Below are 25,114 nucleotides of genomic sequence, written 5' to 3' on the forward strand. Positions count from 1 at the left end.
TTAAAAATTCATACGAATATAAAAAAACCAAGACATTATGTCTCAGTTTCTTTACATTTATTAGTCTATCCCAATTTCATCTCGAACAACATTAGCAATGGTATCTACATAATAATTTACTTCTTCGTCAGTCGGTGCTTCAGCCATGACCCTCAGCAGAGGTTCTGTTCCGCTCGGACGAACCAAAATCCGGCCATTGCCAGCCATTTCGGCTTCCATTCTCTCAATCACCGTCTTGATAGCAGGGACTTCCATCGCCTTATCCTTCATGCTGTTTTCCACACGGATATTGACCAGTTTCTGCGGATAGATGGTTACTTCAGCAGCTAATTCAGAAAGTTTCTTACCTGTTTCCTGCATGACCTTGGTCAATTGCACAGCTGAAAGCTGACCGTCACCTGTCGTATTGTAGTCCATGATGATAACATGCCCAGACTGCTCGCCACCTAGATTGTAGCCATTCTTGCGCATTTCCTCTACTACATAGCGGTCGCCAACTGCTGTCACAGCCTTTTGAATACCTTCACGATCCAAAGCCTTATGAAAGCCTAAGTTAGACATGACAGTCGTAACAATGGTATTCTGCGCCAGCTCGCCTTTCTCAGACAGGTACTTACCGATGATGTACATAATCTTGTCACCATCTACCAGCTCACCATTTTCATCTACTGCAATCAAGCGGTCGCTATCTCCATCAAAGGCCAGACCAATCGCTGCACCAGACTCACGAACTACTTCCTGCAAAGCTTCTGGATGCGTAGAGCCAACATTCAGATTGATATTGAGGCCATCTGGATTTTCTCCGATAATCGTCAACTGTGCGCCTAGATCCGCAAAAATCTGACGGGCACTGGTTGAAGCCGCACCGTTGGCCGTATCTAAGGCCACATGCATTCCTTCTAGTTCTAAGCCAGTTGAAACCAAATATTGTTGGTATTTGCGCAGTCCTTCTGGATAATCCACCAAGTCACCTAAACCTTCGGCGCTCGGACGTGGCAAGGTATCTTCTGCTGCGTCCAACAAAGCTTCGATTTCCAACTCACGCTCATCATCCAGCTTATAGCCGTCACCACCAAAGAATTTGATACCATTATCCAAAGCTGGATTGTGGCTGGCAGAAATCATGACTCCGGCGCTGGCTTTCTCTGACTTGACCAAATAAGCTACACCAGGCGTTGCAATGACACCCAATTTATAGACATGAATCCCAACGGACAAAAGTCCTGCAACCAAGGCGCTTTCCAACATTTCTCCTGAAATTCGAGTATCCCGGCCAACAAAGACCCGAGGCACTTCACTTTCGTGCTGGCTCAGAACATAACCACCAAAGCGGCCAAGTTTAAAGGCCAATTCCGGCGTTAATTCTACATTTGCTTCTCCGCGAACACCATCGGTTCCAAAGTATTTACCCATTATAAATAGTTTCCTTTCATAAGACCTGGATGTAAGGATATAGGCTGCAAGCAAGGCAGGCCAACTTCATCCAAGTTTATTTTCAAAATTTTATTTAGTTTTTATTTGATGAGCTCGTATTTGAGCTACTGTTAGAGGAAGACGAGCCTGAGCTGTCTGCTGTTTTAGTGTTGACACGCATAGTCGTTTCAAATGGTGTCACCACGCTTGGCATGACATTTCCCTGACCATCAACAGCCTGCAGCGGTGCTGTTCCGCTGTAGTTGCCGGTGATAATGACATTGGTCGGAAGAATAGCTACGACAGACTCAATCTTAGATAGGGTCTCCTCGTCACTTGTTACAGTAGCTTCCTTATTTTCCAAGGTCACACCACTGATAGACACATTTTCAGCCACTTGGCTGTCTGTGATGAGGTAGCGGACCTCAACCTTCTTGCTGGCTTTTTTACCAATCTTAACCGAAATCTTCTGCGGGGTGACTGTAGCAGTCAGACCGCTCGGTAGGTTTTCCACTTTCAGAGGGATTTCGACTGTGCCTTCTGTAGCCTTGGAAAGATCAGCTACAACTCGAAATTTCCGAGTACTTTCCTGCATTTCACTGGCTAGATTGACACGGTTGGAGCCTGTCAGGGCGACGGAAACTTCAGAAGTAAAGCCGCTGATAAAGTAATTCTCGCTGTCATATTTGATGTCAATTGGCACATTGGAAACCGTATTGGTATAAGTTTCAGATGTGACCTGTCGAACTCCAGTATTGTTTTGATAACTGCTAGAGGTTGCATAGACAAACAGCACTAGGGCAAAGAAAAACGAAGAGATGATATAAAGAATTTTTTTACGTTTTTTCATTTCTTCCATCCTCCCATGAAGCGTTTTTTCAAACCTGCTGGCTTGTCCTGCTCTGATAAGAAGACCTTTCTCAGCTCTATCTCAAACTCATCCAAAGTCAGATCATGCTTGAAAATTCCATTGTGCGTAGTGGAAATCCCACCTGTTTCTTCTGAAACAACAAAAGTAAACGCATCGGATACTTCAGACAGGCCAATAGCTGCGCGGTGCCGGGTTCCAAACTCCTTAGAGATGCCGCTGCTTTCTGTCAGAGGCAGGTAGGCACAGGAAGCCGCAATCTTATTGTTTTTTATGATGACAGCTCCATCATGCAATGGCGTATTGGGGATGAAAATATTGATTAGTAGCTCTCCGGATACATCTGCATCCAAGGGAATCCCTGTCGCAATATATTCCTGCAAGGTACGGGTTCCCTGAATGGCCACCAAAGCCCCGATTTTCCGCGGACTCATATAGGCAACAGACTTGACAAAGGCCTGAATCATTTTTTCTTCGTTACTGATGGGCGTCGCAGAAAAAATATCTGTTGCTCGACCCAGCTTTTCTAATCCTGCCCGAATCTCAGGCGAGAAAATCACCACGGCCGCAATGACCCCGTAAGTGATGACCTGATTGATCAACCAAGAAATGGTGGTCAAGCCGATGATATTGGCAAAAAACTGTGCCAAGATAAAGAAGAGCACCCCGCGGACCAGAATCATAATCTTGGTACCAGCAATGGCCTTGATTAGATAATATAGAATCCATGCGACGATAGCGACGTCAATAATATTAATTACAATCCTCCAAGGGTCCGAAAACAAACTGGCCCAATATTGGAGATTGGTTAGTTGTTGAAAATTCATACTTAGACTTCCTACTCCTCTACAAGCAAAGTCAAACAGCTGTAGCAACAAATCGAACTTATTAAATCTAGTCACAGCCTGATTTTATCTTGTAATTAGAGTTCACTCAATTAACTTCTCTCTTTTTATTTTACAGTGGGTCTTAATGCTTAAAGACTTACCAACCCATTATATCACGTTTGTCAATATTTTTCTGTAACCTTCTTTACTTTTTTATGATAAAATATTTCTTATGAAGATAAATACAGCCTTGGGCCTCTTGGCAGGCAAGTCCTCCCACTTTGTTCTCAGCAAAATGGGGCGTGGATCGACTCTGCCGGGGAAAGTTGCCCTGACATTTGATAAAAATATTTTGCAAAACCTAGCAAAGAACTATGAGGTCGTGGTTATTACCGGAACCAATGGTAAAACTTTAACTACAGCTCTGACAGTGGGTATTCTCAAGGAAGCCTTCGGAGAAGTGGTGACTAATCCCAGCGGTGCCAATATGATTACTGGGATTACGACAACATTCCTGACAGCTAAAAAAGGCAAATCTGGTAAGAAAATCGCTGTGCTGGAAATCGATGAAGCCAGCCTATCTCGGATTTGTGATTATATCAAGCCTAGTCTCTTCGTCTTTACCAATATTTTCCGCGACCAGATGGACCGCTATGGTGAGATCTACACGACCTACCAGATGATTCTGGATGCTGCAGCTAAAGTGCCTGAAGCAACCGTACTGATGAATGGTGACAGCCCCCTCTTTAACTCGGTCAGTCTGAAGAATCCTGTCCACTACTATGGATTTGATACCGAGAAAGGACAGGCTCAGCTTGCTCATTACAATACAGAAGGCATCCTCTGTCCCAAGTGCGAGCATATCCTCAAGTATGAGCTCAACACTTATGCCAATCTGGGAGCTTATATCTGTGAGGACTGCGGCTTCAAGCGTCCTAAGCTTGACTACAGCCTAACCGCTCTCAAAACGCTTGAGCATAACCGCTCTGCCTTTACCATTGATGGTCAAGACTATCAAATCAATATCGGCGGTCTTTATAATATCTACAATGCCTTGGCCGCTGTATCAGTGGCTCAGTTCTTTGGTGTTGAGCCGGCTACTATTAAGGCTGGCTTTGACAAGAGCCGAGCTGTCTTTGGCCGTCAGGAAACCTTCAAAATCGGCGATAAGGAATGTACCTTAGTCTTGATTAAAAATCCGGTTGGGGCGACCCAAGCACTGGATATGATTGGGCTTGCGCCTTTTGACTTTAGCTTGTCCGTCCTCCTCAATGCCAACTATGCGGACGGCATTGATACCAGCTGGATTTGGGATGCTGACTTTGAGAAAATTCTAGACATGGAGATTCCTCATGTCATTGCAGGCGGTGTCCGCCACTCTGAGATTGCTCGTCGACTGCGGGTTACGGGCTATCCAGCAGATCAGATTACCGAAGTCAAAGATTTGGAAGCAGTCTTTAAGACTATTGAGCAGCAAGAAACCAAGCATGCCTATATCTTAGCAACTTATACTGCCATGCTGGAATTCCGCGAATTACTGGCAGAACGACAAGTGGTCAGAAAGGAGATGAACTAATGGTATACAGATCCCTTACTTCTCCTGAAAACAAGGACTATCGCTACGATGTAAAGATTGCCCATCTCTATGGCAATCTCATGAATACCTACGGTGACAACGGCAATGTCCTCATGCTCAAGTATGTGGCTGAAAAGCTAGGCGCTAGAGTTGAAGTCGATATCGTCTCTCTAAAAGATGACTTTGACAAGGACAGCTACGACATCGTCTTCTTTGGCGGAGGTCAAGACTATGAGCAAACGATCGTGGCTCGTGACTTGCCAGCTAAAAAAGAAGCTTTGGAAAGCTTTATTAATGAAAACGGCGTAGTGCTAGCTATCTGCGGTGGCTTCCAACTTTTAGGCCAATACTATATCGAGGCTTCTGGCCGTCGAATTGAAGGTCTGGGCATCATGGGTCACTATACCCTCAACCAGACCAAAAACCGCTATATCGGTGACATCAAGATTCATAACGAAGAATTCGATGAAACCTACTATGGCTTTGAAAATCACCAAGGACGGACTTTCCTCGCTGACAATGAAAAACCTCTGGGCAAAGTCGTCTATGGAAATGGCAACAACCAAGAGGATGGTTGCGAAGGCGTTCATTATAAAAATGTCTTTGGCTCCTACTTCCACGGTCCTATCTTGTCCCGCAATGCGAACTTGGCCTACCGTCTGGTGACCACTGCTCTGAAAAACAAGTATGGCTCAGATATTAAACTGGCCGTTTATGAAGATATCCTAGTCCAAGAAATCCCAGAAGAATACGGAGATATCAAGAGCAAGGCTGAGTTTGAATAGATAAAAAGGAGAATCACTATGAAAGAAAAATTGCATTATATCCTACTTTTAATTACCATTCTATTGGTTGCTGGTATTTCCTTGGCCAATATGCAGAGTGTCAATGTTAGCTTTATCTTGTTTAGCTTCAAACTTCCCTTAATCATATTGATTTTGGTTTCAGTGCTCCTAGGATCCGTCACGACCTTTCTCATCAGCATGGTGAAAAACTTCTCGCTGAAAAAAGAGCTTAAGAAAACTAAAGAAGCACTTAAAAATTCCCATACAGAAAACTAGGTTGGAAATCACTCCAGCCTAGTTTTTTTGTATTTTCTTTTGATAAAGGTAGGAAATCAAAGCCAATCCCATCACTCCAAAACCAATTAGGAGAAAGGAAAAGGTATGGACACTCTGCAGAACAGTCATCAGAAAAGTCGCAGGAGGCATGAAAAGAATTGCCAGCGTGTAGATTGTTGAGAAAACGCGGCCTAGATACTGCTTGTCCACCTTGGTCTGAACCTGGCTGAAGAAATGAATATTGAAAACAGTCATAAAGAGCTCGCAGATAAGATTACCAGAATAGGAGAAATATGGATGAACCGGTAGCAAGGCAGAGATGCCCATGACTGCGACTCCAACACCAGTCAATAGCAGAGCTAGGAGTAGATTTCCCATAGTGGCCTTAACCTTGCTGGCTAGAATGGCTCCGATGATTGAGCCTATAGCACCCAAACTCAGAATGCTTGCATAAGAGCCGGTCTTACCGTAGAGCTGATTGGTGAAAGGCAATAGATAATTAAAGGCCGCAAAGAAAAAGTTGACTGCAGAAGCTACCAAAAGCAGAAAGAAGATTTCTTTTTGCTGACGGATATAAACTAAACCTTCCTTGATATCTCTCAGGATATTTCCAAAATTGATGGGAGACTTCTGCTTGCTTGGCTCATGATTAGGCAGAAAGTAAACCAAGGCAAAAGCCAGAAAGAAGCTAAGAGCATCCAGCTGAAGAGTCACGCGCAGATTTGCATACTGCATCACGATAAAAGACAAAACTGGAGCTGAGACACTGATAACCTGCAAGGCCAATTCCAGATGAGAATTGTAGGTTACAATGTCTTCCTTGTCCACAATTTCGGTAATATAAGACTTATTAGCTGGCCGAGAAAAAGCAAAGGCTATAGCCTGAACCACATTAGCAAAAATCAGCGCTCCAATCATGAGCTGGTCATTTGAAATAAAAGAAATCAATAGACAAAGACCGGCACAAATCAAATCTGCTACCATCAGCACCTTACGTCTGGAAAAGCGGTCCGTAATGGCCCCACCCAAAGGATTAAATAAGATAGAAGTGACTAGCTCCGATATCTGGTAAATGCCCAAGACCGTCTGTCCCAGAGCTCCCAAAGAAGCAAGCCAGATGCTATTTCCATAGTCATAAAGCATATTCCCAATTTTATTAATAGCAGCCCGTGTAATCAGCTGTGCTGCCTGTCGATTCATAAAAATACCTCCTTCCATTTCTGAAACTATTGTATCAGGAATGGAGGGAGGTTCTTTATTTTTCCCATATTTGGGAAATTATGCTTTTACAAACTTATCGAAATGCTCTTGATAATAGGCGACTTGCTCAGGTAAATTCAGCACTTCAAAGATGTGCATGGCTTCCTGCATTTGCTTGATGCCCTGCTTCTTCTGCTCCTTCTGATAAGCAGCAAACCCCTTGAGATAGAGGAACACATTGCGTTCATAGAGTTTAATGCCCTTGCCAATGATTTTCTCTACGTAAGCCTCAAAATAACTAGCCTTATCAAAAGAACGACTTTCCAAACAATGCTGGTAGCAATTGAGAGCTAGAATCAAGACTAGTCTCTTATGGCGACCGATTTCTTTGTAGTAGTCCTCCCGCTCCATAACTTCCTTGCCCAGACGGTAGACATAGTCCACATCATAAAAACTATAGAGATTGCCAAAGAGGATAAGCTCGTACATGGTCCAATCTTCCACTTGGAAAAGATAATCAGCCACCTTATCTAAATCCTCTTGCCTTATGCGAAACTGATTGTCCCGCTGACAAATCAAGCCCTGCATCAAAATCCAATTCAGCTCATAGTAAAGAGGCGCACTACTGGCCTTGGCCTTTTCCAACTGCTCCGCTTGCAAGTCTTGAAATCCCTTGATGTCATTTGAGTAGTAAAGAGGAATAATCTGACCCATCATGGCCACATGCTCATGCTGCTGGAAATTCCGTGCCTTGTCTATAAAATTTTCAAGGGTCACATGAATATTATCCAAGAGATCTAAAAATTTCGAGAGAGTCATATCCGACTCACCCAGCTCAAAACGAGACAGTTGAGAAGTCGAGCAAACCTGACCCGCCGCTTCCTTCAAAGAATAATGCCCATTTAAACGAAAATCACGAAAAACTTTGCCTAATTTTTCCATTTGTTTACCACTTCAATTCTTTCAGTTGCTTTTCCAAATCCTGTAAATAGGCTTCATCCAAGCCATTCCGGTCTTTTGCTGGGGCTTCCAGACTGGCCAGATAAAGCAAGAACTGGTCCGCCAGTATCTCATATTGATGGAAAGGCAGGCGCTTCATCTGGGCCTGAACGAAATCAGCAGCCTCTGCAAAATGCTCGCTTTCCAGCAGCTCTTGCAAATAATCAGCTCCATCAAGCTGCCGGCCTTGCTCATCTTCAAACTGCCCCAGATCTAAATGCTGGATTGTTAGGCGCAGAGCCGAACCAAGCATATTGGCCGCTCCCTTGATCTGCCGCATAAACCAATCGTTTTCTGTCGTCATCAGTAGCTCCTTTCAAAGCGGGCGGACTGACTGCCCCTAAAAATACTACACCTTCTCTGCCAGTTCTTCCCATTCTAGCATGGCTTCTTCTTGGGTGGAGGTCAGCTGGTCGATTTGCTGCTGGATCTCCATGAGTTCGGCGGCGTCGTTGGTAGCCTCCATGGCCTCCTGAAGCCGACTGATCTGACTGTCCAAGTCCTCGATTTGCGCTTCCAATTGCTCTAGGCGGCGGGCCAGCCGGCGCTGTTCTTTCTGGTTTTCCTTTTGAAGCTGATAGTCATTGGCAGGTGCTGGCTTGTCAGGACTGGACTGCTCCGTCTCCTCACGCAAGGCTTCCTGCTCTGCCTTTTTCTCCAGATAGTAGTCATAATCACCCAGATAAAGGGTGGAGCCTGTCTCAGAGAGCTCAACAATCTGTGTGGCCACGCGATTGATAAAGTAACGGTCGTGGCTGACAAAGAGCAGGGTGCCGTCAAAGTCAATCAGGGCATTTTCTAGCACTTCCTTGCTGTCAATGTCCAGATGGTTGGTCGGCTCGTCTAGGATGAGGAAGTTGTTGTTTTCCATAGACAGCTTTGCTAGAAGCAGACGCGCCCGCTCTCCACCTGATAGCATGCCAACAGACTTCTTGACATCGTCTCCCGAGAAGAGGAAAGCACCTAAGCGATTGCGAATTTCGACCTCTGGCGTCAGCTTGAAGTCATTCCATAGCTCGTCAAGTACCGTATTGCTGGCAGTCAGTTTGCTTTGGGTCTGGTCATAGTAGCCCACTTCCACATTAGCTCCCAGCTGCTCCTTGCCTCTGATAAAGGGCACCTGACCGATTAGTGACTTGATCAAGGTCGTCTTTCCAATCCCATTTGGCCCGACAATAGCTACCGCATTAAACTTGCGAATGTCAAGGTTAATCGGCTCCGACAGGACTTCCTCACCGTAGCCAATAGCTGCATCTTCCAAGGTCAGCACAACATTGCCCGAAACTTTATCAGATTTGAAGGTCATATTAGCCGATCGACTGCCGGTCTCCGGCCTGTCCAAACGCTCCATCTTTTCCAGCTGCTTACGACGGGACTGAGCCCGCTTGGTAGTGGAAGCCCGAACTAGATTGCGATTGACAAAGTCCTCCAACGCAGCGATTTCTTTCTGCTGCTTTTCATAGTTCTTGGCTTCAGTAGCCAGCTTCTGCTCCTTTTGGACCACAAAGCTAGAGTAATTGCCCACATAGCGATCCAAGGAATGCTTGGTCAAGTCCAGCGTGATGGTCGCAACCTTGTCTAGGAAATAGCGGTCGTGGCTGACGATGATCAAGGCACCGCTGTAGTTAATCAAGTAAGCCTCCAGCCAGGCAATGGTCTCAATATCCAAGTGATTGGTCGGCTCGTCCAGTACCAGCAACTCTGGTTTTTCCAAAAGCATCTTAGCCAACGCCAGACGGGTATTCTGCCCGCCTGACAGCTCAGAAATCTTCATCCGCCACATGGACTGGTCAAACTTGAAGCCATTCAAAATCGCTCGAATGTCGGCCTCGTAGGTAAAACCACCTTTCTGGCGAAAGTCCTCTGACAGCTGGTCGTACTGGGTCATGAGAGCAGTCAGCTCTTCCCCTGACAATTCTCCCATTTGTAGCTCCATCTGCCGCAAGCGTTTTTCTTGTTGGCGCAGACTATCAAAGACCAGCAGCATCTCGTCGTAGATAGTATTCTCCGACTCAAAGCGGCTGTCCTGAGCCAGATAGGACAGGGACAGGTCTCGTTTTTTATTGATCTGACCAGAAGTGGGCTCTTCCTCGCCCACCAAAATCTTGAGCAGGGTTGACTTCCCAGCTCCATTTTTACCGACGAGGGCAATCCGGTCTCCCTCATCCACCTGCAGGTTAATATTGTCAAAAAGAAGCTCCCCTGCAAAAGAGCGCTCAATCTTGCTTGCTTGTAAAATAATCATAAGACCATTATAGCAGATTTCCAGAAGCACAGCTATCAGAATTCAAGAGAAAGCGAACTCAGCTCCCCAAAAGAAAAAAGACAGTCATATCAGACTGCCTTACATAAAACTATTGAGAATAGATTGATTCTGCAAAATCAGATAAATTCCCAGCAGAATCAGAACTACAAAGACAACAAATTTAATCATTCCCTTGATCAGACGAATAACCAAAAGGATAATCATGGATCCGACTAGCCACATAAAGGCAGAATTGTGAAAAAATCCCTGAACCGCCTCAATATTCTGACCGAAGAAGACCTGAATGGGTGCCGGAACATGATTTTCCCAAGCCGCTGTCACTCCTAGCTGGTTGGCAATCTCATTACCGCTTTTCCATAGCCAGACAAAGATTCCTGAGTTAAAAACAAAGAGAAAAACTTGCTCTGGAAAGTGTCGAATCAAGTAAAAAATAGATTTTAACATAGGCTTACGATTGATACAAGTCTTTTACAGCCTGGATATCTGTCGGCTGGATACTGTAAAATGAGCCTGCTGACTGCATCACTGATTCCTCCTCATTATGGTCTAATCCGATAGCATGGCCCAATTCGTGCGCTGCTGTATTGACAATCCGCTCATGAGAATAAGCATAGCGACTGTCCAGCAGGTAGTAACTGTTAAGGCGAACCGTGACATGGGTAAACCGCTTGGTTAGGAGATTGGTCTGCGACTCAGCTTCACCAGCTGCACTGACATTGCCATCGTTCATCTCCGTCGCAACAATGTCCGCCTTGTCTTTGTCATTGATGATTTGAAAGGTGAAGGCACCTGTTTGATTCCAAGAATCAATAGCCTCCTGATAGGCTGAACGGAAGGTTTCATTGTTTGTATCGATATAAATCGTGGCGCTTGGCTGTTCCCAACGAGCCCCTGTTGTTGCATGCTCATCTGTCAGCTGATCCGTCTGCGTCTCCTCACTGCTGTGAAGCCCCGTGGAAATGCCTTGGTGATTTAAAAATTGATCCACTCTGCCAACAGCTGTCTGAACAGCCTGCGTCAGTCCCTCTGTGCCCGGTTTTGTCGAAGTGGTAAAATAGAAAATTCCGACAATAACTATAAAGCTCAGGACAAAGGACCAAGCAAGTCCCCAAACCACGCGCCCAATCAGACGCATGAGGAACCGGATACTTTTAAAAATAAGTCCCATCGCAACCTCCTTTACTAGATTGTAAGAGAACGTTGATTTTACCACCGCTTTCTTAAAGAAGGCTGAAAAATTCGCCTTCTTTCTATCTATTAGTATAAAAGAAAATGACTACAAATCTGCAACCATTTCTTTTCATACTATTGAATACTCTTTGCAAATCTATTTTTGAGTATAAAATTAAGAACCTCTATCCAGACTGACCCTGCCACTATTATAGTCCAGGCGAATCCCTTTTTGCACATTCGGAATAAAGACATTGAATTCCAGACTGCCATCGCTGGACTTGGCCTCTAGATGAGAACCAACTGGCACTAAATCAGTCTCCGTGGCATAAATCAAGGTTACCCGGTAGCGCACCCGCTTGTTCTTATCCAAAGCCTTACGAATCTTTGTTTCGTAGTAATTCTGCCCTGTCGAGTCTGCTTCATTGGCTTGGTTGGACCAGGCCGTCTGCACAGCTATATTAGCAGGATTGCTAGTAGAGGCATCAAAGCCCTTCAAACCACCGATCAGCGAATAGGCCAAGAGATGCCCTCGGTCCACAGCGTGATTGTACTCACCAGAGAGGTTCTTGAGTTGATGCCAACCTGCCGGTACCCATGAAGTGTTGGCATTTCCAGTTTCTTCCCGTTTTTTGTACTGGCGGGTAGACTTGGATAAAAAGGCATTCGCCACCGTCGGAAGAGTTTGCCCTTGAACAAGCTTGGTCTTATTGTCAGCGTAGGGCTTACTAGAAATCCCCGCATCCAAGTCCGTTTTATTCCCATTCACGATAAAGGCGCCAGCTCCGTTCCATTCAATGCTGCCTTTGAGCTGAGCTCGGACAGCATCCGTCAGAACGCTCTCAGCCAGTTCCTGACTAGGAGCGGCCTGATCTTGGACTTGCCCAACTCGGATTTCTGAATTTGGACTCTGAAGTGGCTGCTGACCATCCTGTCCCCAGAAATAGCCAGCCAGCGCCAAAATCAAGGCCAGAGTCAGCCCAGCCCAGCCTTGCAGGCTCTTAGAATTCCTTTTCTGACTAGTCTTTCTTTTCATCTTCTTTCTTTCAACTTAGCAAACTGGATTTATTTCAGCCAGTCTGTTCGACTAGGAGTTAGTTTCCAGTAAACTTCCCGATTAATTCTTGCCAGGTTTCTGGTGAAAAAACTGATCCCTTACCGTTTCCGATAATGTTATAGCCAATCATCAAAGCCACAAAAAAGAGAATCACGGCTACCAAGAGAACCAGTAGAACAAGGCCAATTTGCCGACCTAAATATTTAAGATTTTCACTCATCGTCTTCTTCCTTTACACGCTTCACTTTGGCTCCCAAGGCTGCCAATTTTTCATGGAATTTATAGTAGCCTCGGTCTAAGTGTACGAGCTTGCTGACCTTAGTCTCGCCTTCAGCAATCAAGCCCATCAGAATCAAAGTCGCACTGGCCCGAAGGTCTGTTGACATGACTTCAGCTCCCTGAAGACTGCCGCCGCCCCAGATACGAGCTGTATCACGCATGATATCAGAGTGCAGCCCCATCCGACGCATTTCCTCTAGATGCTGGAAGCGGTTCTCAAAGACAGTCTCAATCATCGTAGACTCGCCCTTGGCCATAGCCATGAGCGCCGTAAACTGAGCCTGCATGTCCGTTGGGAAGCCTGGATAAGGAAGGGTCTTGACCGCAACCGGTCTCAGCTTCGAAAGATCGGAACGAATCCGAATCCCTTCATCTTCCTCTGTCACTTCCACTCCCATTTCCTGCATTTTGGAAAGCAGGGGACGATTGTGCTCCCAAATGGCATCCTCAATCAGCAAGTCACCGCTGGTCATGGCTGCAGCAACCATAAAAGTTCCTGCTTCGATACGGTCTTGAACCACATTATGCTTGGCCCCTCGCAGCTGGTCCACTCCGACAATAGTCAGAGTCTCAGTACCTGCTCCTCTGACCTTGGCTCCCATTTCATTTAAAAAGAGGGCTAGGTCAACGATTTCAGGCTCCCGAGCAGCATTTTCAATCACTGTCGTTCCTTGAGCCAGCGTCGCAGCCATCATGATGTTTTGCGTTGCTCCCACACTAGGAAAGTCCATGTAAATGTGGGCACCCTTGAGTCGCTCTGCCTTCGCTTCGATATAACCCGCTGTTTGGGTAATCTGAGCGCCCATGGCTTCTAAGCCCTTCAGGTGCAAGTCAATAGGCCGGCTACCAATTGTACAGCCGCCTGGCATGGAAACCTTAGCATGACCATTACGAGCAAGAACTGGCCCCAAAACAACGATAGACGCCCGCATTTTGCTGACGTATTTGTAAGGCGCCTCCTCAGACAAAGGCTGAGTTGCATCCACAACAACTGTATTTTCTTCCTGATTAAAATCCACCTGAGTGTTTAAACCGCGGACCACATTGTTCATGGTAAAGACATCAGACAAGACCGGAACATTTTTCAGCACAGACTGGCCCTCACTAGCCAAGACTGTCGCTGCCAAGAGAGGCAGCACCGCATTTTTTGCTCCTTCAATCTTGACCTTTCCGACCAAGCGATTATCTCCACCTTGAATAATAATTTTTTCCATACCGATTCCTTACTCTAAATTTTTAAAATCATCCATACTATCATACCATAAAATCAAAAATATGACCTTATAAAGTACCATTAAAAATCGCCCGGCTCATATCGTAAATACCAATGAAGAAAAGGCTGACTAAATAGCCCAAGGCAATGCTAAACAAGAGAATCAAAAAGCGAATTTTTATCGCATTATCGGCATTAACCTTGAAAAATCTCTCCCACTCAACAACCGTTGACAGCAGATGAAAGGCAAAGAAAATAAAGAGCAAATGACTGCATAATTTAAAAATAACTTCTACCATAACTTTTATTATACCACAAGACTCCAGTCAAGGACGAACTAAACAGTCCTGCCCTTTTGCTTTGGAAAAGAAAACTGAGACAGATTTGCCTCAGTTTTGTGTATTCAGTTTGTATCATGAAAGCATATTACCAGATGATGAATGGCTTCCATCAATCTAGGCAAAATAGCTTCTTATAATCTTGTTCCGACATTGATCCGGTTGATTGCCCGCTGCAGGGCAATCTTAGCCCGGCGTTCTTGGTCAATCAAGTGTTTATCATGTGCTTCTTCGATTTCTTGTTCAGCTCGGAGCTTAGCTCTCTCGGCCCGACTAATGTCGATATCTCGCTCACGCTCAGCTGAATCCGCCACAATGGTAATGACATTGTCTGCAATTTCAATGATTCCGCCATTGACCGCAATCCAGTCAATATGCTTGTCATCGTCAACCCGGCGCACCTTAACCTGATCCACTTCTAAAACAGCGATGGTATTGATGTGGCGGGGTAAAATCCCCAGCTCACCATCAATGGTCTTTACGGAAACAAATGCAGCATGGTGATCATAAATAAGACCATCCGGTGTCACGATTTGTACTGTCATTTGAGCCATCATTCACCTCTTAGAATCCCATTTTCTCAGCCTTGGCCAATACATCCTCGATGGAGCCCACACCACGGAAGGCGTCTTCTGGCAGCTTATCGTGCTTACCTTCAAGGATTTCTTTGAAACCACGAACCGTTTCAGCTACTGGTACATAAGAGCCTGGCTGGCCGGTAAATTGCTCCGCCACATTGAAGTTCTGTGACAGAAAGAACTGGATCCGCCGCGCACGTGCAACCAAAGTCTTCTCATCATCTGACAACTCGTCCATACCAAGGATAGCAATAATATCCTGCAATTCGTGATAGCGTTGCAAGACCCGCTTAACTTCTGCTGCCACTGCATAGTGCTCTTCTCCGACAATCTCAGGAGAAAGGGCACGAGAGCTGGAAGCGAGTGGATCCACGGCTGGATAAATCCCCAGCTGAACCAATTTCCGTTCTAGGTTGGTCGTAGAGTCCAAGTGAGCAAAAGCTGTCGCTGGCGCAGGGTCAGTATAGTCATCCGCTGGCACATAGATAGCCTGGATGGAAGTAACGGAACCTTTCTTGGTTGAGGTAATCCGTTCTTGTAACTGTCCCATTTCTGTTGCAAGTGTTGGTTGGTAACCAACGGCTGATGGCATGCGGCCCAAAAGGGCAGACACTTCCGAACCAGCCTGCGTAAAGCGGAAGATGTTGTCAATAAAGAGCAACACATCCTGACCTTCCACATCACGGAAATATTCCGCAATAGTCAGTCCAGTAAGAGCAACCCGCATCCGAGCTCCAGGTGGTTCATTCATCTGACCAAAGACCATAGCCGTCTTTTCGATAACGCCAGACTCTTTCATTTCCCAGTAGAGGTCATTCCCTTCACGCGTCCGTTCACCAACACCCGTAAAGACAGAAATCCCTCCGTGTTCTTGGGCAATATTGTGGATCAATTCCTGAATCAGGACAGTCTTCCCTACTCCGGCACCACCAAAGAGACCAACTTTCCCACCTTTCAGATAAGGTGCCAGAAGGTCGATAACCTTGATCCCTGTTTCCAGGATTTCTGATGAAGTTGATAGTTCATCAAAGGTCGGTGCCTTCTTATGAATCGGCTGGCGCTCTGCATCAGCAGGAAATGGCGCATCCAAGTCGATAGTGTCTCCTAGGACATTGAACACCCGACCCAGAGTTTCCTTGCCGACCGGCACAGAAATCGGACGACCAGTATCTAAGACCTCTAAACCACGTGTCAAACCATCGGTCGACTCCATGGCAATGGTCCGCACCACACCGTCACCAAGCTCAAGAGCTACTTCAAGGACGATTTTTGATTTTTTCTCATCATTTTTATAGACTACAAGTGCATTATTTATCTCAGGTAGCTTGTCTCCGGCAGCAAACGCAACGTCTACGACCGGCCCGATAACCTGAGCAATTTTGCCTGAGCTCATGTTTTTTCCCTCGTTTAATTTCTAATTCATTTGTGGCCTTATTCTAGGGCACTTGCACCCGCCACGATTTCAGTAATTTCCTGCGTAATGGCAGCTTGCCGAGCGCGGTTGTACTGAATAGTCAAATCACTGATGACCTTTTTAGCATTGTCTGTAGCTGTCTGCATAGCAGTCATACCGGCAGCATTCTCAGCCGTCTTGGCATCAATAATGGCACCGTAAATCATGCTCTCTGCAAACTGGGGCAGCAGTTGATCCAAGATAGAATCCCGACTGGATTCCAGTTCCAGATTCAGCGTATAATCTTCATCAGCTTCATTGGGATCCAAGTCAATGATTGGCAGCATCTGCTCCACCCGCATCTGACTGGTCAGACTGTTGACATGGTGATTATAGCAGACATAGAGCTCATCGAAGAGCTCATTCTGATACATCTCAATGGTCTTGCTAATGATTTTACGGACCTCATCAAAGCTAGGCTGATCTGCTAGACCACGCAGTTCATAAACCGGCTGAATGCCCCGAGCTCGGAAGAAATCAGCACCGACACTTCCGATACAGATGACTTCAAAGTCCTCTCCAGTCGGATGGTACTCAGCTTTCAGCTCCATCAAAGCCTTGAGAATAGTCGCATTGTAGCCACCTACCAGACCGCGGTCAGAAGTAATGACAATATAGGCTGATTTCTTAACCGGCCGACTGATTAACATTGAGTGATGACGGGCATTTTCTGCCTCGTGGCCATGCAACATATCCGTAACTAACTTACGCACTTTCTGGGCATAGACCTGAAAGTTTTTAGCTGCTTCCTCAGATTTTCCCAACTTAGCAGCAGAAACCATCTGCATGGCATTGGTGATTTGACTGGTGTTTTTCGTGGATGCAATTTTATTTTTAATATCATTTAATGAAACTGCCATCTGACACCTCTATTCCTATTTGAAGCTAGACTGGTCTATAAACTCAGTAATGGCAGCATCCAAGACTTCCTCACTTGGAAGGTCTTTCGTTGTCCGAATGGTTTCATAAATGCTTTCTTGATGTGCATCAAAATAGGCAAATAATTCTGACTCAAAGCGCAAAATATCATCTACCGGCACACTGTCTAAGAAACCATGGGTCAAAGCATAGAGAATCACTACCTGCTTTTCAACCGGCAGCGGCTCATGAATCGGCTGCTTCAAGACTTCAACAGTCCTGCGGCCACGATTGAGCTTGGCCTGCGTTGCCGCATCCAAATCACTACCAAACTTAGTAAAGGCCTCCAGCTCCCGATAAGAAGCCAGGTCGATACGCAGGGTTCCAGCTACTTTCTTCATAGCCTTGATTTGGGCAGAGCCCCCAACCCGTGATACAGAAGAACCTGCATCAATGGCCGGACGTACCCCAGCATTGAACAAGCTGTCGCTGAGGAAAATTTGTCCATCAGTGATTGAAATCACGTTGGTCGCGATATAGGCCGAAATGTCTCCTGCCTGCGTTTCAATAAATGGCAGAGCTGTAATCGAACCACCGCCCAACTCATCAGAAACCTTGGCTGAACGCTCCAAGAGACGGCTATGCAGATAGAAAACATCTCCAGGGAAGGCCTCACGGCCTGGCGGACGACGGAGCAGGAGAGACAGTTCACGGTAGGCCACAGCCTGCTTGGACAAGTCATCATAGACAATCAAAACATGCTTGCCATTGTACATAAACTCTTCTGCCATCGCTACACCAGCATAAGGCGCCAAGAAAAGCAAAGGCGACGGCTGTGAAGCAGAGGCTGTCACAACAATCGTATAGTCCAAAGCACCATACTGACGCAGCGTTTCTACCTGTGTACGGACTGTAGATTCTTTCTGACCAATCGCCACATAGATACAAATCATATCCTGACCTTTCTGGTTCAGGATGGCATCAATGGCAATGGTCGTCTTCCCAGTCTGACGGTCCCCGATAATCAGCTCCCGCTGGCCGCGGCCAATCGGAACCAAGGCATCAATAGCCTTGAGACCTGTCTGCAAAGGCTCAGATACTGACTTACGCTGCATGACACCCGGAGCCGGTGTTTCAACCGGACGTGTCTTGTCCGTGATAATGTCACCAAGTCCATCAACAGGACGACCCAGCGGATCAACAACCCGCCCAATCAAGGCCTCGCCCACAGGAACTTCCATGATTTTACCAGTCCGGCGAATGGTATCTCCTTCACGAATGTCTGTAAAGTCTCCCAAGATGATAATCCCAACATCAGTTGACTCTAGATTTTGCGCCATACCATAAGAGCCATTTTCAAAGATTAAGAGCTCTCCGCTCATAGCCTTATCCAGACCATGAGCACGCGCGATTCCATCACCAATATAAGTGACGACCCCTGTTTCTGTGACGTCAAAATTTGGCTGGAAATTTTCAATTTGTTGCTTAATTAAAGCGCTGATTTCTTGTGCGTTAATCGCCAAAATTCACACCACTTTCTATTTCAATTTTTCTTTTACGACTTGCAATTGACGTTTTATGCTTGCATCAATTGTTTTGTTATTGGCAGAGATGACAAAGCCGCCAATCAAGCTACTGTCCAATTCTTCCTTGAGCGAACGGACTTTTAGACCCATCTTCTGCTCAATAATCGGCCGAATCTTCTCCTTCTGACTGGCTGTCAAAGGCTGAACAGAGCGTAGCGTCACCTCAAACTCATTGCTGATCTTTTCAAGCTGGTGCTGACTCTCCAGCACAATCTCATAAAAGAGGTCCTCACGATGATTGAGAATGACAATTTCAATCAGATTATCAAGCAGCTGGGAGCCTGAGTTTTGAAAGAGCCGCAGACTCTTTTCTTTCTCGTGGTCACTGATGCCGATATGTGACAAAAAGTCAGCAAGGCCGGTCTCCGCGAAAACAGCCTTAATCTGACTCAGTTTTTCAAAAACATCTTCTTGCTGACCTTTTTCAAAGACCGTCTGAACAAAAGGCAAAGCATATTTCTCAATGATTGCATATTGCTTCTTATCCATCAGACATCTCCTAACTGTTTGATATAGCGGTCGATGAGCTCGCTCTGAGCTTCCTTATCCAGTTCCTGGCTCAAAATCTTACTAGCCAGAGCCACTGTCAAGTCAGCCACTTCTCCTTTGATGCTGCTCATAGCCTCTGCCTTATTTTGGGCAATTTCCTGATTGGCTTTAGCCTTCAAGCGCCCTGCTTCTTCTGCTGCATTAGCTAGGATTCCAGCCTTGTTTTTCTCAGCTGTTTCTTTAGCTGTTTCAACAATAGTAGCAGCTTCTTCACGGCTTCCTGCCAAGGCTTCTTCACGCTTTTGCGCCAAGGCTTCAGCTTTCTGACGGGCAGCTTCCGCACCGTCAATATCGTCTGAAATCTTTTGAGCACGCTGATCTAAAATCCCGATAATATTGCCCCAAGCAAACTTCTTAATGAGAAATACTAAAAGAAGAAAGGAGCCGGCAATAAAGATAAAGTTGCCAATAATTTCACCTACGGTTATATTCATTTTATCTATCCTTTCTTTTTATTCTACCTCACCATTAATTTTTTTACCAAGATACATAGATGTTAGCATGGTAAAAACATAGGCTTGGATACAGGAAATAAAGATGGAAAAACCAGTCCAAACCATGTTCATAATAAAGGCAATCGGATACCAATACGCCGCTTGATGTGCCCAAGTCAAGAGCAAACCAGCCAATACTTCACCTGCAAAAATGTTTCCATAAATCCGCAAGGCTAGAGAAGCAAAATTGGTAAATTCTTCCAAGATATTCATGGGTGTCATGATACCCGGAGTCACAAAACCTTTTAGATATCCTTTTATCCCTTGACGTCGAACTCCTTCAACATGACAGAAAATCGTCACCAAAAGAGAGAAGCCCAGGTCAAAAGCGAGATTGGCTGTCGGCGATGTCCAGAGATTAAAGCCATTGGTTGTCTGAACCTTAGCCATCAATCCCAAGTTATTCGCCACAGCCACGAAAAGAAAGAGGGAGAATAGAAAAAGCGAGTAATTCTTCATATAATGCTCGCCAACGTTTCCCTTGGTAAAATCAATGACAAAATCATAGATATATTCCAAAGCATTCTGCTTTCTTGACGGCTTAATCGTCATCTTTCGACTTGCCCAATAAACAAGTCCAAAAGTTACAAACACCGTCAGCAGAGTCATGGCCAGCAGGGTCAAATCAAAGGTCACAGGACCGACATTGATAGTTGGATTGATACTTTCTTCCAACAGATGACACCCCCTTTTCTAAAGAGAATTCTTTCTTATTTGATAACAAAGGCCATAGCCAGCGTTACAAAGAAAGTACCTTCGACAAAGGCAATTCCCAAGATTAGGAGGCTTCTCAATTGACCAATCATTTCTGGCTGACGAGACGCTGCCTTAAATAAATTACTCATAATCAAACCTTCAGCAATTGATACGCCAAAGCAGGCAAAACAAAGTCCTAAATATGTTAAATTCATGATGACTTCTCCTTAATATTTTTTAATTACTTCCTTAGTTTACTCCTAAAATATCGAATAGTCAATCTTTTACACAATTGTAAGCGTTTTTTGTTTTTTTCTTTTGTTATATAAAATTTTTTACCAAAATCAATTAAATATTTATCAACATACGAACTATTCTGCCCTATAAATAGGAAGTAACTGTCTAGAATTTTACTTATTTCTTATATTTTAAAAAGAAAAAAGAGCAAAGTGATTATTTGCTCTTGATTTTTCTATAGTTATGGATGGCTGACAATCAGTTGCAAATCCCCAGACAAGGTCCATTCTGTAACATCACTAGGCAGGATGAAATGATCTCCTTTTTCGATTTGGTAGACAGCTCCATCAACTTCTAGCTCACCGACTCCTTCCAAGACACTGACCAAGCTATAGTCTGCTGTCTTTTTAAAATTAACCGAACCAGCGATATCCCACTTGTAAACAGCAAAAAAGTCATTGGCCACCAAAAGAGTAGAAGTCAAACTATCTGCCTGAATGGTAACAGGACGGCTATTGGCTGGCTCACCGATAGTCAGAACGTCAATCGACTGCTCCAAATGCAGCTCACGAAGATTGCCAGCATCGTCCTTGCGATCAAAGTCATAAACACGGTAGGTTGTGTCACTGGACTGTTGAGTCTCCAAAATCAGAATCCCTGAGCCAATGGCATGCATGGTGCCGCTTGACACATAGAAGAAATCGCCAGCCTTGACTGGAATTTTGGTCAGGAGCTGGTCCCAGTCCTTGCTCTCAATCTGCTGGCTCAGCTCTTCCTTGCTCTTGGCATTATGACCATAAATAATCTCTGCTCCTTCGTCTGCAGCTATGACATACCAGCATTCAGTCTTACCAAGCTCCCCTTCGTGCTCCAGTCCATAGGCATCATCAGGATGGACCTGAACACTGAGCCAGTCATTAGCATCTAAAATCTTCGTCAAAAGCGGAAAGACAGGTTCCGGGCGATTGCCAAAGAGCTCACGGTGCTCGGCATAAAGCGCATCTAACTTCTGGCCGGCAAATCGTCCATTCTTGACGGTTGACACACCATTAGGATGAGCCGAGATAGCCCAGTACTCCCCTACATGTTCGCTGGGAATCTCATAGCCAAAGACATCGCGCAGCTTGGTGCCGCCCCAAATCTTCTCCTGCATCACAGACTGTAGAAATAATGGTTCTGACATAGTTTTCTCCTTAAATTTTTTTCGCATCCAGCAAGGAATAGCCCTTGGTGTCGAAACGGTTGTTACTGCTTCTATTATAATATAGCTGGAAGTCCTTTGTCTACTCTCTGCTGAAATCAAGCCTTTTATAGTAAAAAGAGTAAAGCTCCCCAGCAAATGCCGCAAAGATAGCCGACCAGCACATCCTTTGGATAGTGCACTCCGCCAATCACGCGCACTAGGGCCAGCCCTGCTGAAAGCAAGAGGCAGATAAGTCCCGGCAACCAGAAAAAGTAGAGTAGGCACATGGAAATAACAGTCGCTGAAAAGACATGGCGGCTGGGCATGGACTTTCCTGATGTATCCTTGGCCAGCAAGGGTTGAATAGCCCATTTTTCGTAAGGGCGTGCCTGATTCAGCCGTTTGCGAATAGCCGATAACAGACCAAATCCGATAGCTGGCAGGAAGAAAAAAGCAAGCAGCCCTTTCCAGCCTTCCGTCAGAAAGGCACTGATTAGAACGAGACCATAAACGATAGGTATGAACAAGGTCATTCCCCGATTGAAGTAAACCAGCCCTTTCAGCCACTGAGGGCGACTGCGAAAAGGAGTTGTTAATTGTTGATAAAAAATCGTGTAGTCTTTCATGCTTGCTTACCCTGCTTTTCTAAACGTTGGACTCTCATACTTTCTCTACTATAGCATATTTCCAGACAAGATGGTAGATAGATAGCAAAAGAGACTGAGACCCAAGCCCCAATCTCTTAGTATTCATGTTTTCTGAAGAGTATTATTTCTCCAAGTTCCAGATTTCCTTGGCATATTGCTCAATGGTATCATCTGAGGTGAACTTGTCAGATGTAGCAATATTAATCAAGCTCATGCGGGCCCATTTTTCTTTGTCACGATAGAGAGCATCAATCTTCTCTTGAGCTTCCACATAAGCATGGAAGTCTTCCAAGAGGAAGTATTCATCATTGTGGGTGATGAGGGCTTCGTAGATTTCAGAGCCTTCTTCACGGACGTTTGGAATGGTGCCATTGACAAAGGTGTCGACCACCCGGCGAATATCTGGATTGCTTTCATAGACACCGCGTGAGTAATAATCATGGCGGGCATAGTGCTCGTAAACCTCGTCCTTGTCCATCCCGAAGATAACAATGTTGTCATCACCGACCTCGTCCTTGATTTCGATATTGGCCCCGTCCAGAGTGGCTAGGGTAATGGCACCTGTCATCATGAACTTCATGTTGGAAGTACCAGAAGCTTCCTTGGAAGCCAGAGAAATCTGCTCTGATACATCTGCCGCAGGAATGATGAGCTCAGCCAGGCTGACCCGGTAGTTTTCTAGGAAAACAACCTTGAGTTTGCCTTGCAGGCTTTCATCCTTGTTAACCAGATTGGCCACTTCATTGATCAGCTTGATAACGGACTTGGCAAAGTGGTAGCCTGGAGCAGCCTTGGCACCGAAGATAAAGACGCGTGGTACCATATCCTTATCAGGATTGTCCTTGAGGTCCCAGTAAAGCTTGATGATATGAAGCAGGTTGAGCAGCTGACGCTTGTAGGCGTGGAGGCGTTTCACCTGCACATCAAAGATGGCTTCTGTAGAAACTTCTACTCCTGTTGATTCCTTGATGAAGTCAGCTAGACGAGCCTTGGCTTCTTGCTTCACTCGGTAGAAATCACCCAGCACTTGCTGATCATCCTTGAATTCCAAAAGCTTACGCAGCTCATGAATATCACTTCTCCAGCCCTTACCAATCAGTTTATCAATCTCAGCCGACAGAGGCTGGTCCGCAATTTGCAGCCAGCGGCGCTGGATAATCCCGTTGGTTTTGTTATTAAACTTCTCTGGGTAAATGCTGTAAAAATCACGCAAGGTGTCTTCTTTGAGAAGTTCGGTGTGGAGTTTGGCAACACCATTGATTGAATGACCACCGATGATAGCCAAGTGAGCCATGTGGATTTGATTGTCCTTGACAACCCGAGTGTTTTCGATGACTTGCGGATCAAGGCTGCGTCCAGCCATTTCAGCCACATAGCGGTTGTCAATCTCTAGGATAATCTGATAAACCCGCGGCAGAACATTCTTAAAGAGCTCTGCATCCCATTTTTCCAAAGCTTCAGACAAAATGGTATGGTTGGTGTAGCTCATGGTTTTAACCGTGGCATTCCAAGCGTCTGCCCATTCCAGGTCGTACTCATCCACCAAGAGACGCATAAATTCAGCCGGTGCGACAGCTGGGTGGGTATCGTTGATATGGACAGAGACCTTCTCATGAATATCCTTGAGCGGGCGACCTTGCTTGAGGTAGGATTTGATAATGGTCTGCAGACCTGCACTGGTCATAAAGTATTCCTGGATCAAGCGTAGCTCTTTTCCTTCGTAGCTAGAGTCGTCTGGATAGAGAATAGCAGTGATGTCTTGCACACGGCGACGAGCCTCAATGGTCGGATAGTCCAGTTCATGCTCCTCTGGAATTTCAACATCCCAAAGCCGGAGATTGTTGACAGTGTCATTGCCAAAGCCAATCTGCGGCACATCGTAAGGCACCGCACGCAAGGTTTTGGAATTCTCATAAAGAGGCACAATCCGGCCCTTTTCATTGGCGTGGAGGGAAACATTTCCGAAGATTTTAACATCAACAATATCATGGTCCTTACGGGTTTCCCAGACATTGCCCAGACTGCCAAACCAAGCATCAGGAATTTCTACCTGATAGCCATCAACGATGCGCTGCTTAAAGAGTCCATAGCGATAGCGAATCCCATTTCCAAATCCTGGATAGCCAGTGGTTGCCAGCGAGTCCATGAAGGCAGCCGCCAAGCGGCCCAGACCGCCATTGCCCAAGGCCATATCATACTCAGCATTCTTAACATCCTCAAAGTCAACGCCCAAATCGGCAAAGCCTTCCTTGACCGTATCGAGGATACCTAAGTTGAGCAGATTTGTTTCCAGCATGCGCCCTGGAAGAAACTCGATAGAAAAGTAATAAGCTGTCTTTTGCTGCTGCTCAATCAACTGATTGCGGCGCTCTAGCCACAGTGGCGTGATATACTTGCGGACAGTGCTGGCCAAAGCCTGAAAAAGCTCCACTGAAGTCGCATCAGCAACCTTAATCAACGTTCGTTCGTGTAGCATGTCCTTAAAATCTCGAATAAAACGTTCTTTTGTCAGTTCCATGGTGGGTGGTTATCTCCCTTTCTTAATAGCGGGAAGCAGATTTAAACG

At 45.5% G+C, this 25,114-nt stretch carries 27 protein-coding genes; 3 read left to right on the plus strand and 24 right to left on the minus strand.

Annotation, left to right across the window (positions count from 1 at the left end):
• Positions 1 to 60: 60 nt before the first annotated feature.
• The 3 genes from glmM to cdaA form a co-directional block, all read right to left on the minus strand.
• Entirely contained in the window at positions 61 to 1,413 is a 1,353-nt protein-coding gene (gene glmM, locus O3627_RS03445; RefSeq protein ID WP_002902729.1) for a phosphoglucosamine mutase, read from the minus strand.
• Positions 1,414 to 1,507: 94 nt separating this feature from the next.
• Entirely contained in the window at positions 1,508 to 2,272 is a 765-nt protein-coding gene (locus tag O3627_RS03450) for a YbbR-like domain-containing protein (protein ID WP_002902728.1), read from the minus strand.
• Positions 2,260 to 3,108, minus strand: a complete 849-nt coding sequence (gene cdaA / locus O3627_RS03455; protein ID WP_032907297.1) for a diadenylate cyclase CdaA — start codon at positions 3,106 to 3,108, stop codon at positions 2,260 to 2,262. Before cdaA ends, O3627_RS03450 begins: the two co-directional genes overlap by 13 nt.
• A gap of 232 nt (positions 3,109 to 3,340) precedes the next feature.
• Between cdaA and murT the strand changes: the two genes are divergently transcribed.
• The 3 genes from murT to O3627_RS03470 are packed head-to-tail and all read left to right on the plus strand — an operon-like array spanning position 3,341 to position 5,745.
• Positions 3,341 to 4,684: a lipid II isoglutaminyl synthase subunit MurT gene (gene murT, locus O3627_RS03460; protein ID WP_125381800.1), complete on the plus strand. Its 1,344-nt coding sequence runs from the start codon at positions 3,341 to 3,343 to the stop codon at positions 4,682 to 4,684.
• Positions 4,684 to 5,469: a lipid II isoglutaminyl synthase subunit GatD gene (gene gatD / locus O3627_RS03465; RefSeq protein ID WP_343091826.1), complete on the plus strand. Its 786-nt coding sequence runs from the start codon at positions 4,684 to 4,686 to the stop codon at positions 5,467 to 5,469. Before murT ends, gatD begins: the two co-directional genes overlap by 1 nt.
• Before the next feature lie 18 nt (positions 5,470 to 5,487).
• Positions 5,488 to 5,745: a LapA family protein gene (locus O3627_RS03470; RefSeq protein ID WP_002897889.1), complete on the plus strand. Its 258-nt coding sequence runs from the start codon at positions 5,488 to 5,490 to the stop codon at positions 5,743 to 5,745.
• An 18-nt stretch (positions 5,746 to 5,763) separates the two neighbouring features.
• Here the strand turns inward: O3627_RS03470 and O3627_RS03475 are convergent, their stop codons facing one another.
• The 21 genes from O3627_RS03475 to O3627_RS03575 form a co-directional block, all read right to left on the minus strand.
• Positions 5,764 to 6,945, minus strand: a complete 1,182-nt coding sequence (locus O3627_RS03475; protein WP_048774418.1) for an MFS transporter — start codon at positions 6,943 to 6,945, stop codon at positions 5,764 to 5,766.
• Positions 6,946 to 7,023: 78 nt separating this feature from the next.
• Positions 7,024 to 7,887 carry an XRE/MutR family transcriptional regulator gene (locus tag O3627_RS03480; protein ID WP_125381804.1) on the minus strand — a complete coding sequence of 288 codons (864 nt, stop codon included), beginning with the start codon at positions 7,885 to 7,887 and terminating at the stop codon, positions 7,024 to 7,026.
• Positions 7,888 to 7,891: 4 nt separating this feature from the next.
• On the minus strand, positions 7,892 to 8,248 hold the full coding sequence (locus tag O3627_RS03485) for a hypothetical protein (protein ID WP_125381806.1): 357 nt from the start codon (positions 8,246 to 8,248) through the stop codon (positions 7,892 to 7,894).
• 45 nt (positions 8,249 to 8,293) lie between these two features.
• Entirely contained in the window at positions 8,294 to 10,189 is a 1,896-nt protein-coding gene (locus O3627_RS03490) for an ABC-F family ATP-binding cassette domain-containing protein (protein ID WP_371621289.1), read from the minus strand.
• Positions 10,190 to 10,288: 99 nt separating this feature from the next.
• Entirely contained in the window at positions 10,289 to 10,654 is a 366-nt protein-coding gene (locus tag O3627_RS03495) for a hypothetical protein (protein WP_002895985.1), read from the minus strand.
• A gap of 4 nt (positions 10,655 to 10,658) precedes the next feature.
• Complete coding sequence (locus O3627_RS03500; protein ID WP_125350885.1) at positions 10,659 to 11,378, minus strand: matrixin family metalloprotease; 720 nt, start codon at positions 11,376 to 11,378, stop codon at positions 10,659 to 10,661.
• Between the two features lie 177 nt (positions 11,379 to 11,555).
• The gene (locus O3627_RS03505) at positions 11,556 to 12,416 is read right to left on the minus strand and encodes a DNA/RNA non-specific endonuclease (RefSeq protein ID WP_009659999.1); all 861 of its coding nucleotides are present in this window, start codon (positions 12,414 to 12,416) and stop codon (positions 11,556 to 11,558) included.
• Between the two features lie 58 nt (positions 12,417 to 12,474).
• Complete coding sequence (locus O3627_RS03510; RefSeq protein ID WP_002900736.1) at positions 12,475 to 12,657, minus strand: DNA-directed RNA polymerase subunit beta; 183 nt, start codon at positions 12,655 to 12,657, stop codon at positions 12,475 to 12,477.
• Positions 12,650 to 13,930: a UDP-N-acetylglucosamine 1-carboxyvinyltransferase gene (gene murA, locus O3627_RS03515; protein WP_371621290.1), complete on the minus strand. Its 1,281-nt coding sequence runs from the start codon at positions 13,928 to 13,930 to the stop codon at positions 12,650 to 12,652. Before murA ends, O3627_RS03510 begins: the two co-directional genes overlap by 8 nt.
• Before the next feature lie 67 nt (positions 13,931 to 13,997).
• The gene (locus tag O3627_RS03520) at positions 13,998 to 14,228 is read right to left on the minus strand and encodes a DUF1146 family protein (protein ID WP_125350886.1); all 231 of its coding nucleotides are present in this window, start codon (positions 14,226 to 14,228) and stop codon (positions 13,998 to 14,000) included.
• 173 nt (positions 14,229 to 14,401) lie between these two features.
• Entirely contained in the window at positions 14,402 to 14,824 is a 423-nt protein-coding gene (locus tag O3627_RS03525; protein ID WP_002904155.1) for a F0F1 ATP synthase subunit epsilon, read from the minus strand.
• Positions 14,825 to 14,831: 7 nt separating this feature from the next.
• On the minus strand, positions 14,832 to 16,238 hold the full coding sequence (atpD, locus tag O3627_RS03530; RefSeq protein ID WP_002897903.1) for a F0F1 ATP synthase subunit beta: 1,407 nt from the start codon (positions 16,236 to 16,238) through the stop codon (positions 14,832 to 14,834).
• 38 nt (positions 16,239 to 16,276) lie between these two features.
• The gene (locus tag O3627_RS03535) at positions 16,277 to 17,158 is read right to left on the minus strand and encodes a F0F1 ATP synthase subunit gamma (RefSeq protein WP_002895995.1); all 882 of its coding nucleotides are present in this window, start codon (positions 17,156 to 17,158) and stop codon (positions 16,277 to 16,279) included.
• A gap of 15 nt (positions 17,159 to 17,173) precedes the next feature.
• Positions 17,174 to 18,679 carry a F0F1 ATP synthase subunit alpha gene (gene atpA, locus O3627_RS03540; RefSeq protein ID WP_125377581.1) on the minus strand — a complete coding sequence of 502 codons (1,506 nt, stop codon included), beginning with the start codon at positions 18,677 to 18,679 and terminating at the stop codon, positions 17,174 to 17,176.
• Positions 18,680 to 18,694: 15 nt separating this feature from the next.
• Positions 18,695 to 19,231, minus strand: a complete 537-nt coding sequence (locus O3627_RS03545; RefSeq protein WP_002904151.1) for a F0F1 ATP synthase subunit delta — start codon at positions 19,229 to 19,231, stop codon at positions 18,695 to 18,697.
• Positions 19,231 to 19,725, minus strand: coding sequence for a F0F1 ATP synthase subunit B (gene atpF, locus O3627_RS03550; RefSeq protein WP_125377583.1), 495 nt, complete (start codon positions 19,723 to 19,725; stop codon positions 19,231 to 19,233). The genes O3627_RS03545 and atpF overlap by 1 nt, the downstream gene beginning before the upstream one ends.
• 18 nt (positions 19,726 to 19,743) lie before the next feature.
• Positions 19,744 to 20,460, minus strand: coding sequence for a F0F1 ATP synthase subunit A (gene atpB, locus O3627_RS03555; RefSeq protein ID WP_002897906.1), 717 nt, complete (start codon positions 20,458 to 20,460; stop codon positions 19,744 to 19,746).
• Positions 20,461 to 20,495: 35 nt separating this feature from the next.
• Positions 20,496 to 20,696, minus strand: coding sequence for a F0F1 ATP synthase subunit C (locus O3627_RS03560; protein ID WP_002897908.1), 201 nt, complete (start codon positions 20,694 to 20,696; stop codon positions 20,496 to 20,498).
• Positions 20,697 to 20,959: 263 nt separating this feature from the next.
• Positions 20,960 to 21,901 carry a mannose-6-phosphate isomerase, class I gene (gene manA / locus O3627_RS03565; RefSeq protein ID WP_125377585.1) on the minus strand — a complete coding sequence of 314 codons (942 nt, stop codon included), beginning with the start codon at positions 21,899 to 21,901 and terminating at the stop codon, positions 20,960 to 20,962.
• Positions 21,902 to 22,026: 125 nt separating this feature from the next.
• Positions 22,027 to 22,527, minus strand: coding sequence for a phosphatase PAP2 family protein (locus O3627_RS03570; RefSeq protein ID WP_371621291.1), 501 nt, complete (start codon positions 22,525 to 22,527; stop codon positions 22,027 to 22,029).
• Positions 22,528 to 22,669: 142 nt separating this feature from the next.
• Entirely contained in the window at positions 22,670 to 25,066 is a 2,397-nt protein-coding gene (locus O3627_RS03575; protein ID WP_371621292.1) for a glycogen/starch/alpha-glucan phosphorylase, read from the minus strand.
• Between the last annotated feature and the right edge of the window lie 48 nt (positions 25,067 to 25,114).

Origin of the sequence: Streptococcus sp. 27098_8_82 (assembly GCF_041431615.1) — a bacterium.
Taxonomy (GTDB): Bacteria; Bacillota; Bacilli; order Lactobacillales; family Streptococcaceae; genus Streptococcus; species Streptococcus sanguinis_K.

Bases quoted from the DNA above. Each gene is read 5' to 3' on its own strand.
- glmM (WP_002902729.1), bottom strand. From the start codon at position 1,413: ATGGGTAAATACTTTGGAACCGATGGTGTTCGCGGAGAAGCAAATGTA.
- O3627_RS03450 (WP_002902728.1), bottom strand. From the start codon at position 2,272: ATGGAAGAAATGAAAAAACGTAAAAAAATTCTTTATATCATCTCTTCG.
- cdaA (WP_032907297.1), bottom strand. From the start codon at position 3,108: ATGAATTTTCAACAACTAACCAATCTCCAATATTGGGCCAGTTTGTTT.
- murT (WP_125381800.1), top strand. From the start codon at position 3,341: ATGAAGATAAATACAGCCTTGGGCCTCTTGGCAGGCAAGTCCTCCCAC.
- gatD (WP_343091826.1), top strand. From the start codon at position 4,684: ATGGTATACAGATCCCTTACTTCTCCTGAAAACAAGGACTATCGCTAC.
- O3627_RS03470 (WP_002897889.1), top strand. From the start codon at position 5,488: ATGAAAGAAAAATTGCATTATATCCTACTTTTAATTACCATTCTATTG.
- O3627_RS03475 (WP_048774418.1), bottom strand. From the start codon at position 6,945: ATGAATCGACAGGCAGCACAGCTGATTACACGGGCTGCTATTAATAAA.
- O3627_RS03480 (WP_125381804.1), bottom strand. From the start codon at position 7,887: ATGGAAAAATTAGGCAAAGTTTTTCGTGATTTTCGTTTAAATGGGCAT.
- O3627_RS03485 (WP_125381806.1), bottom strand. From the start codon at position 8,248: ATGACGACAGAAAACGATTGGTTTATGCGGCAGATCAAGGGAGCGGCC.
- O3627_RS03490 (WP_371621289.1), bottom strand. From the start codon at position 10,189: ATGATTATTTTACAAGCAAGCAAGATTGAGCGCTCTTTTGCAGGGGAG.
- O3627_RS03495 (WP_002895985.1), bottom strand. From the start codon at position 10,654: ATGTTAAAATCTATTTTTTACTTGATTCGACACTTTCCAGAGCAAGTT.
- O3627_RS03500 (WP_125350885.1), bottom strand. From the start codon at position 11,378: ATGGGACTTATTTTTAAAAGTATCCGGTTCCTCATGCGTCTGATTGGG.
- O3627_RS03505 (WP_009659999.1), bottom strand. From the start codon at position 12,416: ATGAAAAGAAAGACTAGTCAGAAAAGGAATTCTAAGAGCCTGCAAGGC.
- O3627_RS03510 (WP_002900736.1), bottom strand. From the start codon at position 12,657: ATGAGTGAAAATCTTAAATATTTAGGTCGGCAAATTGGCCTTGTTCTA.
- murA (WP_371621290.1), bottom strand. From the start codon at position 13,930: ATGGAAAAAATTATTATTCAAGGTGGAGATAATCGCTTGGTCGGAAAG.
- O3627_RS03520 (WP_125350886.1), bottom strand. From the start codon at position 14,228: ATGGTAGAAGTTATTTTTAAATTATGCAGTCATTTGCTCTTTATTTTC.
- O3627_RS03525 (WP_002904155.1), bottom strand. From the start codon at position 14,824: ATGATGGCTCAAATGACAGTACAAATCGTGACACCGGATGGTCTTATT.
- atpD (WP_002897903.1), bottom strand. From the start codon at position 16,238: ATGAGCTCAGGCAAAATTGCTCAGGTTATCGGGCCGGTCGTAGACGTT.
- O3627_RS03535 (WP_002895995.1), bottom strand. From the start codon at position 17,158: ATGGCAGTTTCATTAAATGATATTAAAAATAAAATTGCATCCACGAAA.
- O3627_RS03545 (WP_002904151.1), bottom strand. From the start codon at position 19,231: ATGGATAAGAAGCAATATGCAATCATTGAGAAATATGCTTTGCCTTTT.
- atpF (WP_125377583.1), bottom strand. From the start codon at position 19,725: ATGAATATAACCGTAGGTGAAATTATTGGCAACTTTATCTTTATTGCC.
- O3627_RS03560 (WP_002897908.1), bottom strand. From the start codon at position 20,696: ATGAATTTAACATATTTAGGACTTTGTTTTGCCTGCTTTGGCGTATCA.
- manA (WP_125377585.1), bottom strand. From the start codon at position 21,901: ATGTCAGAACCATTATTTCTACAGTCTGTGATGCAGGAGAAGATTTGG.
- O3627_RS03570 (WP_371621291.1), bottom strand. From the start codon at position 22,527: ATGAAAGACTACACGATTTTTTATCAACAATTAACAACTCCTTTTCGC.
- O3627_RS03575 (WP_371621292.1), bottom strand. From the start codon at position 25,066: ATGGAACTGACAAAAGAACGTTTTATTCGAGATTTTAAGGACATGCTA.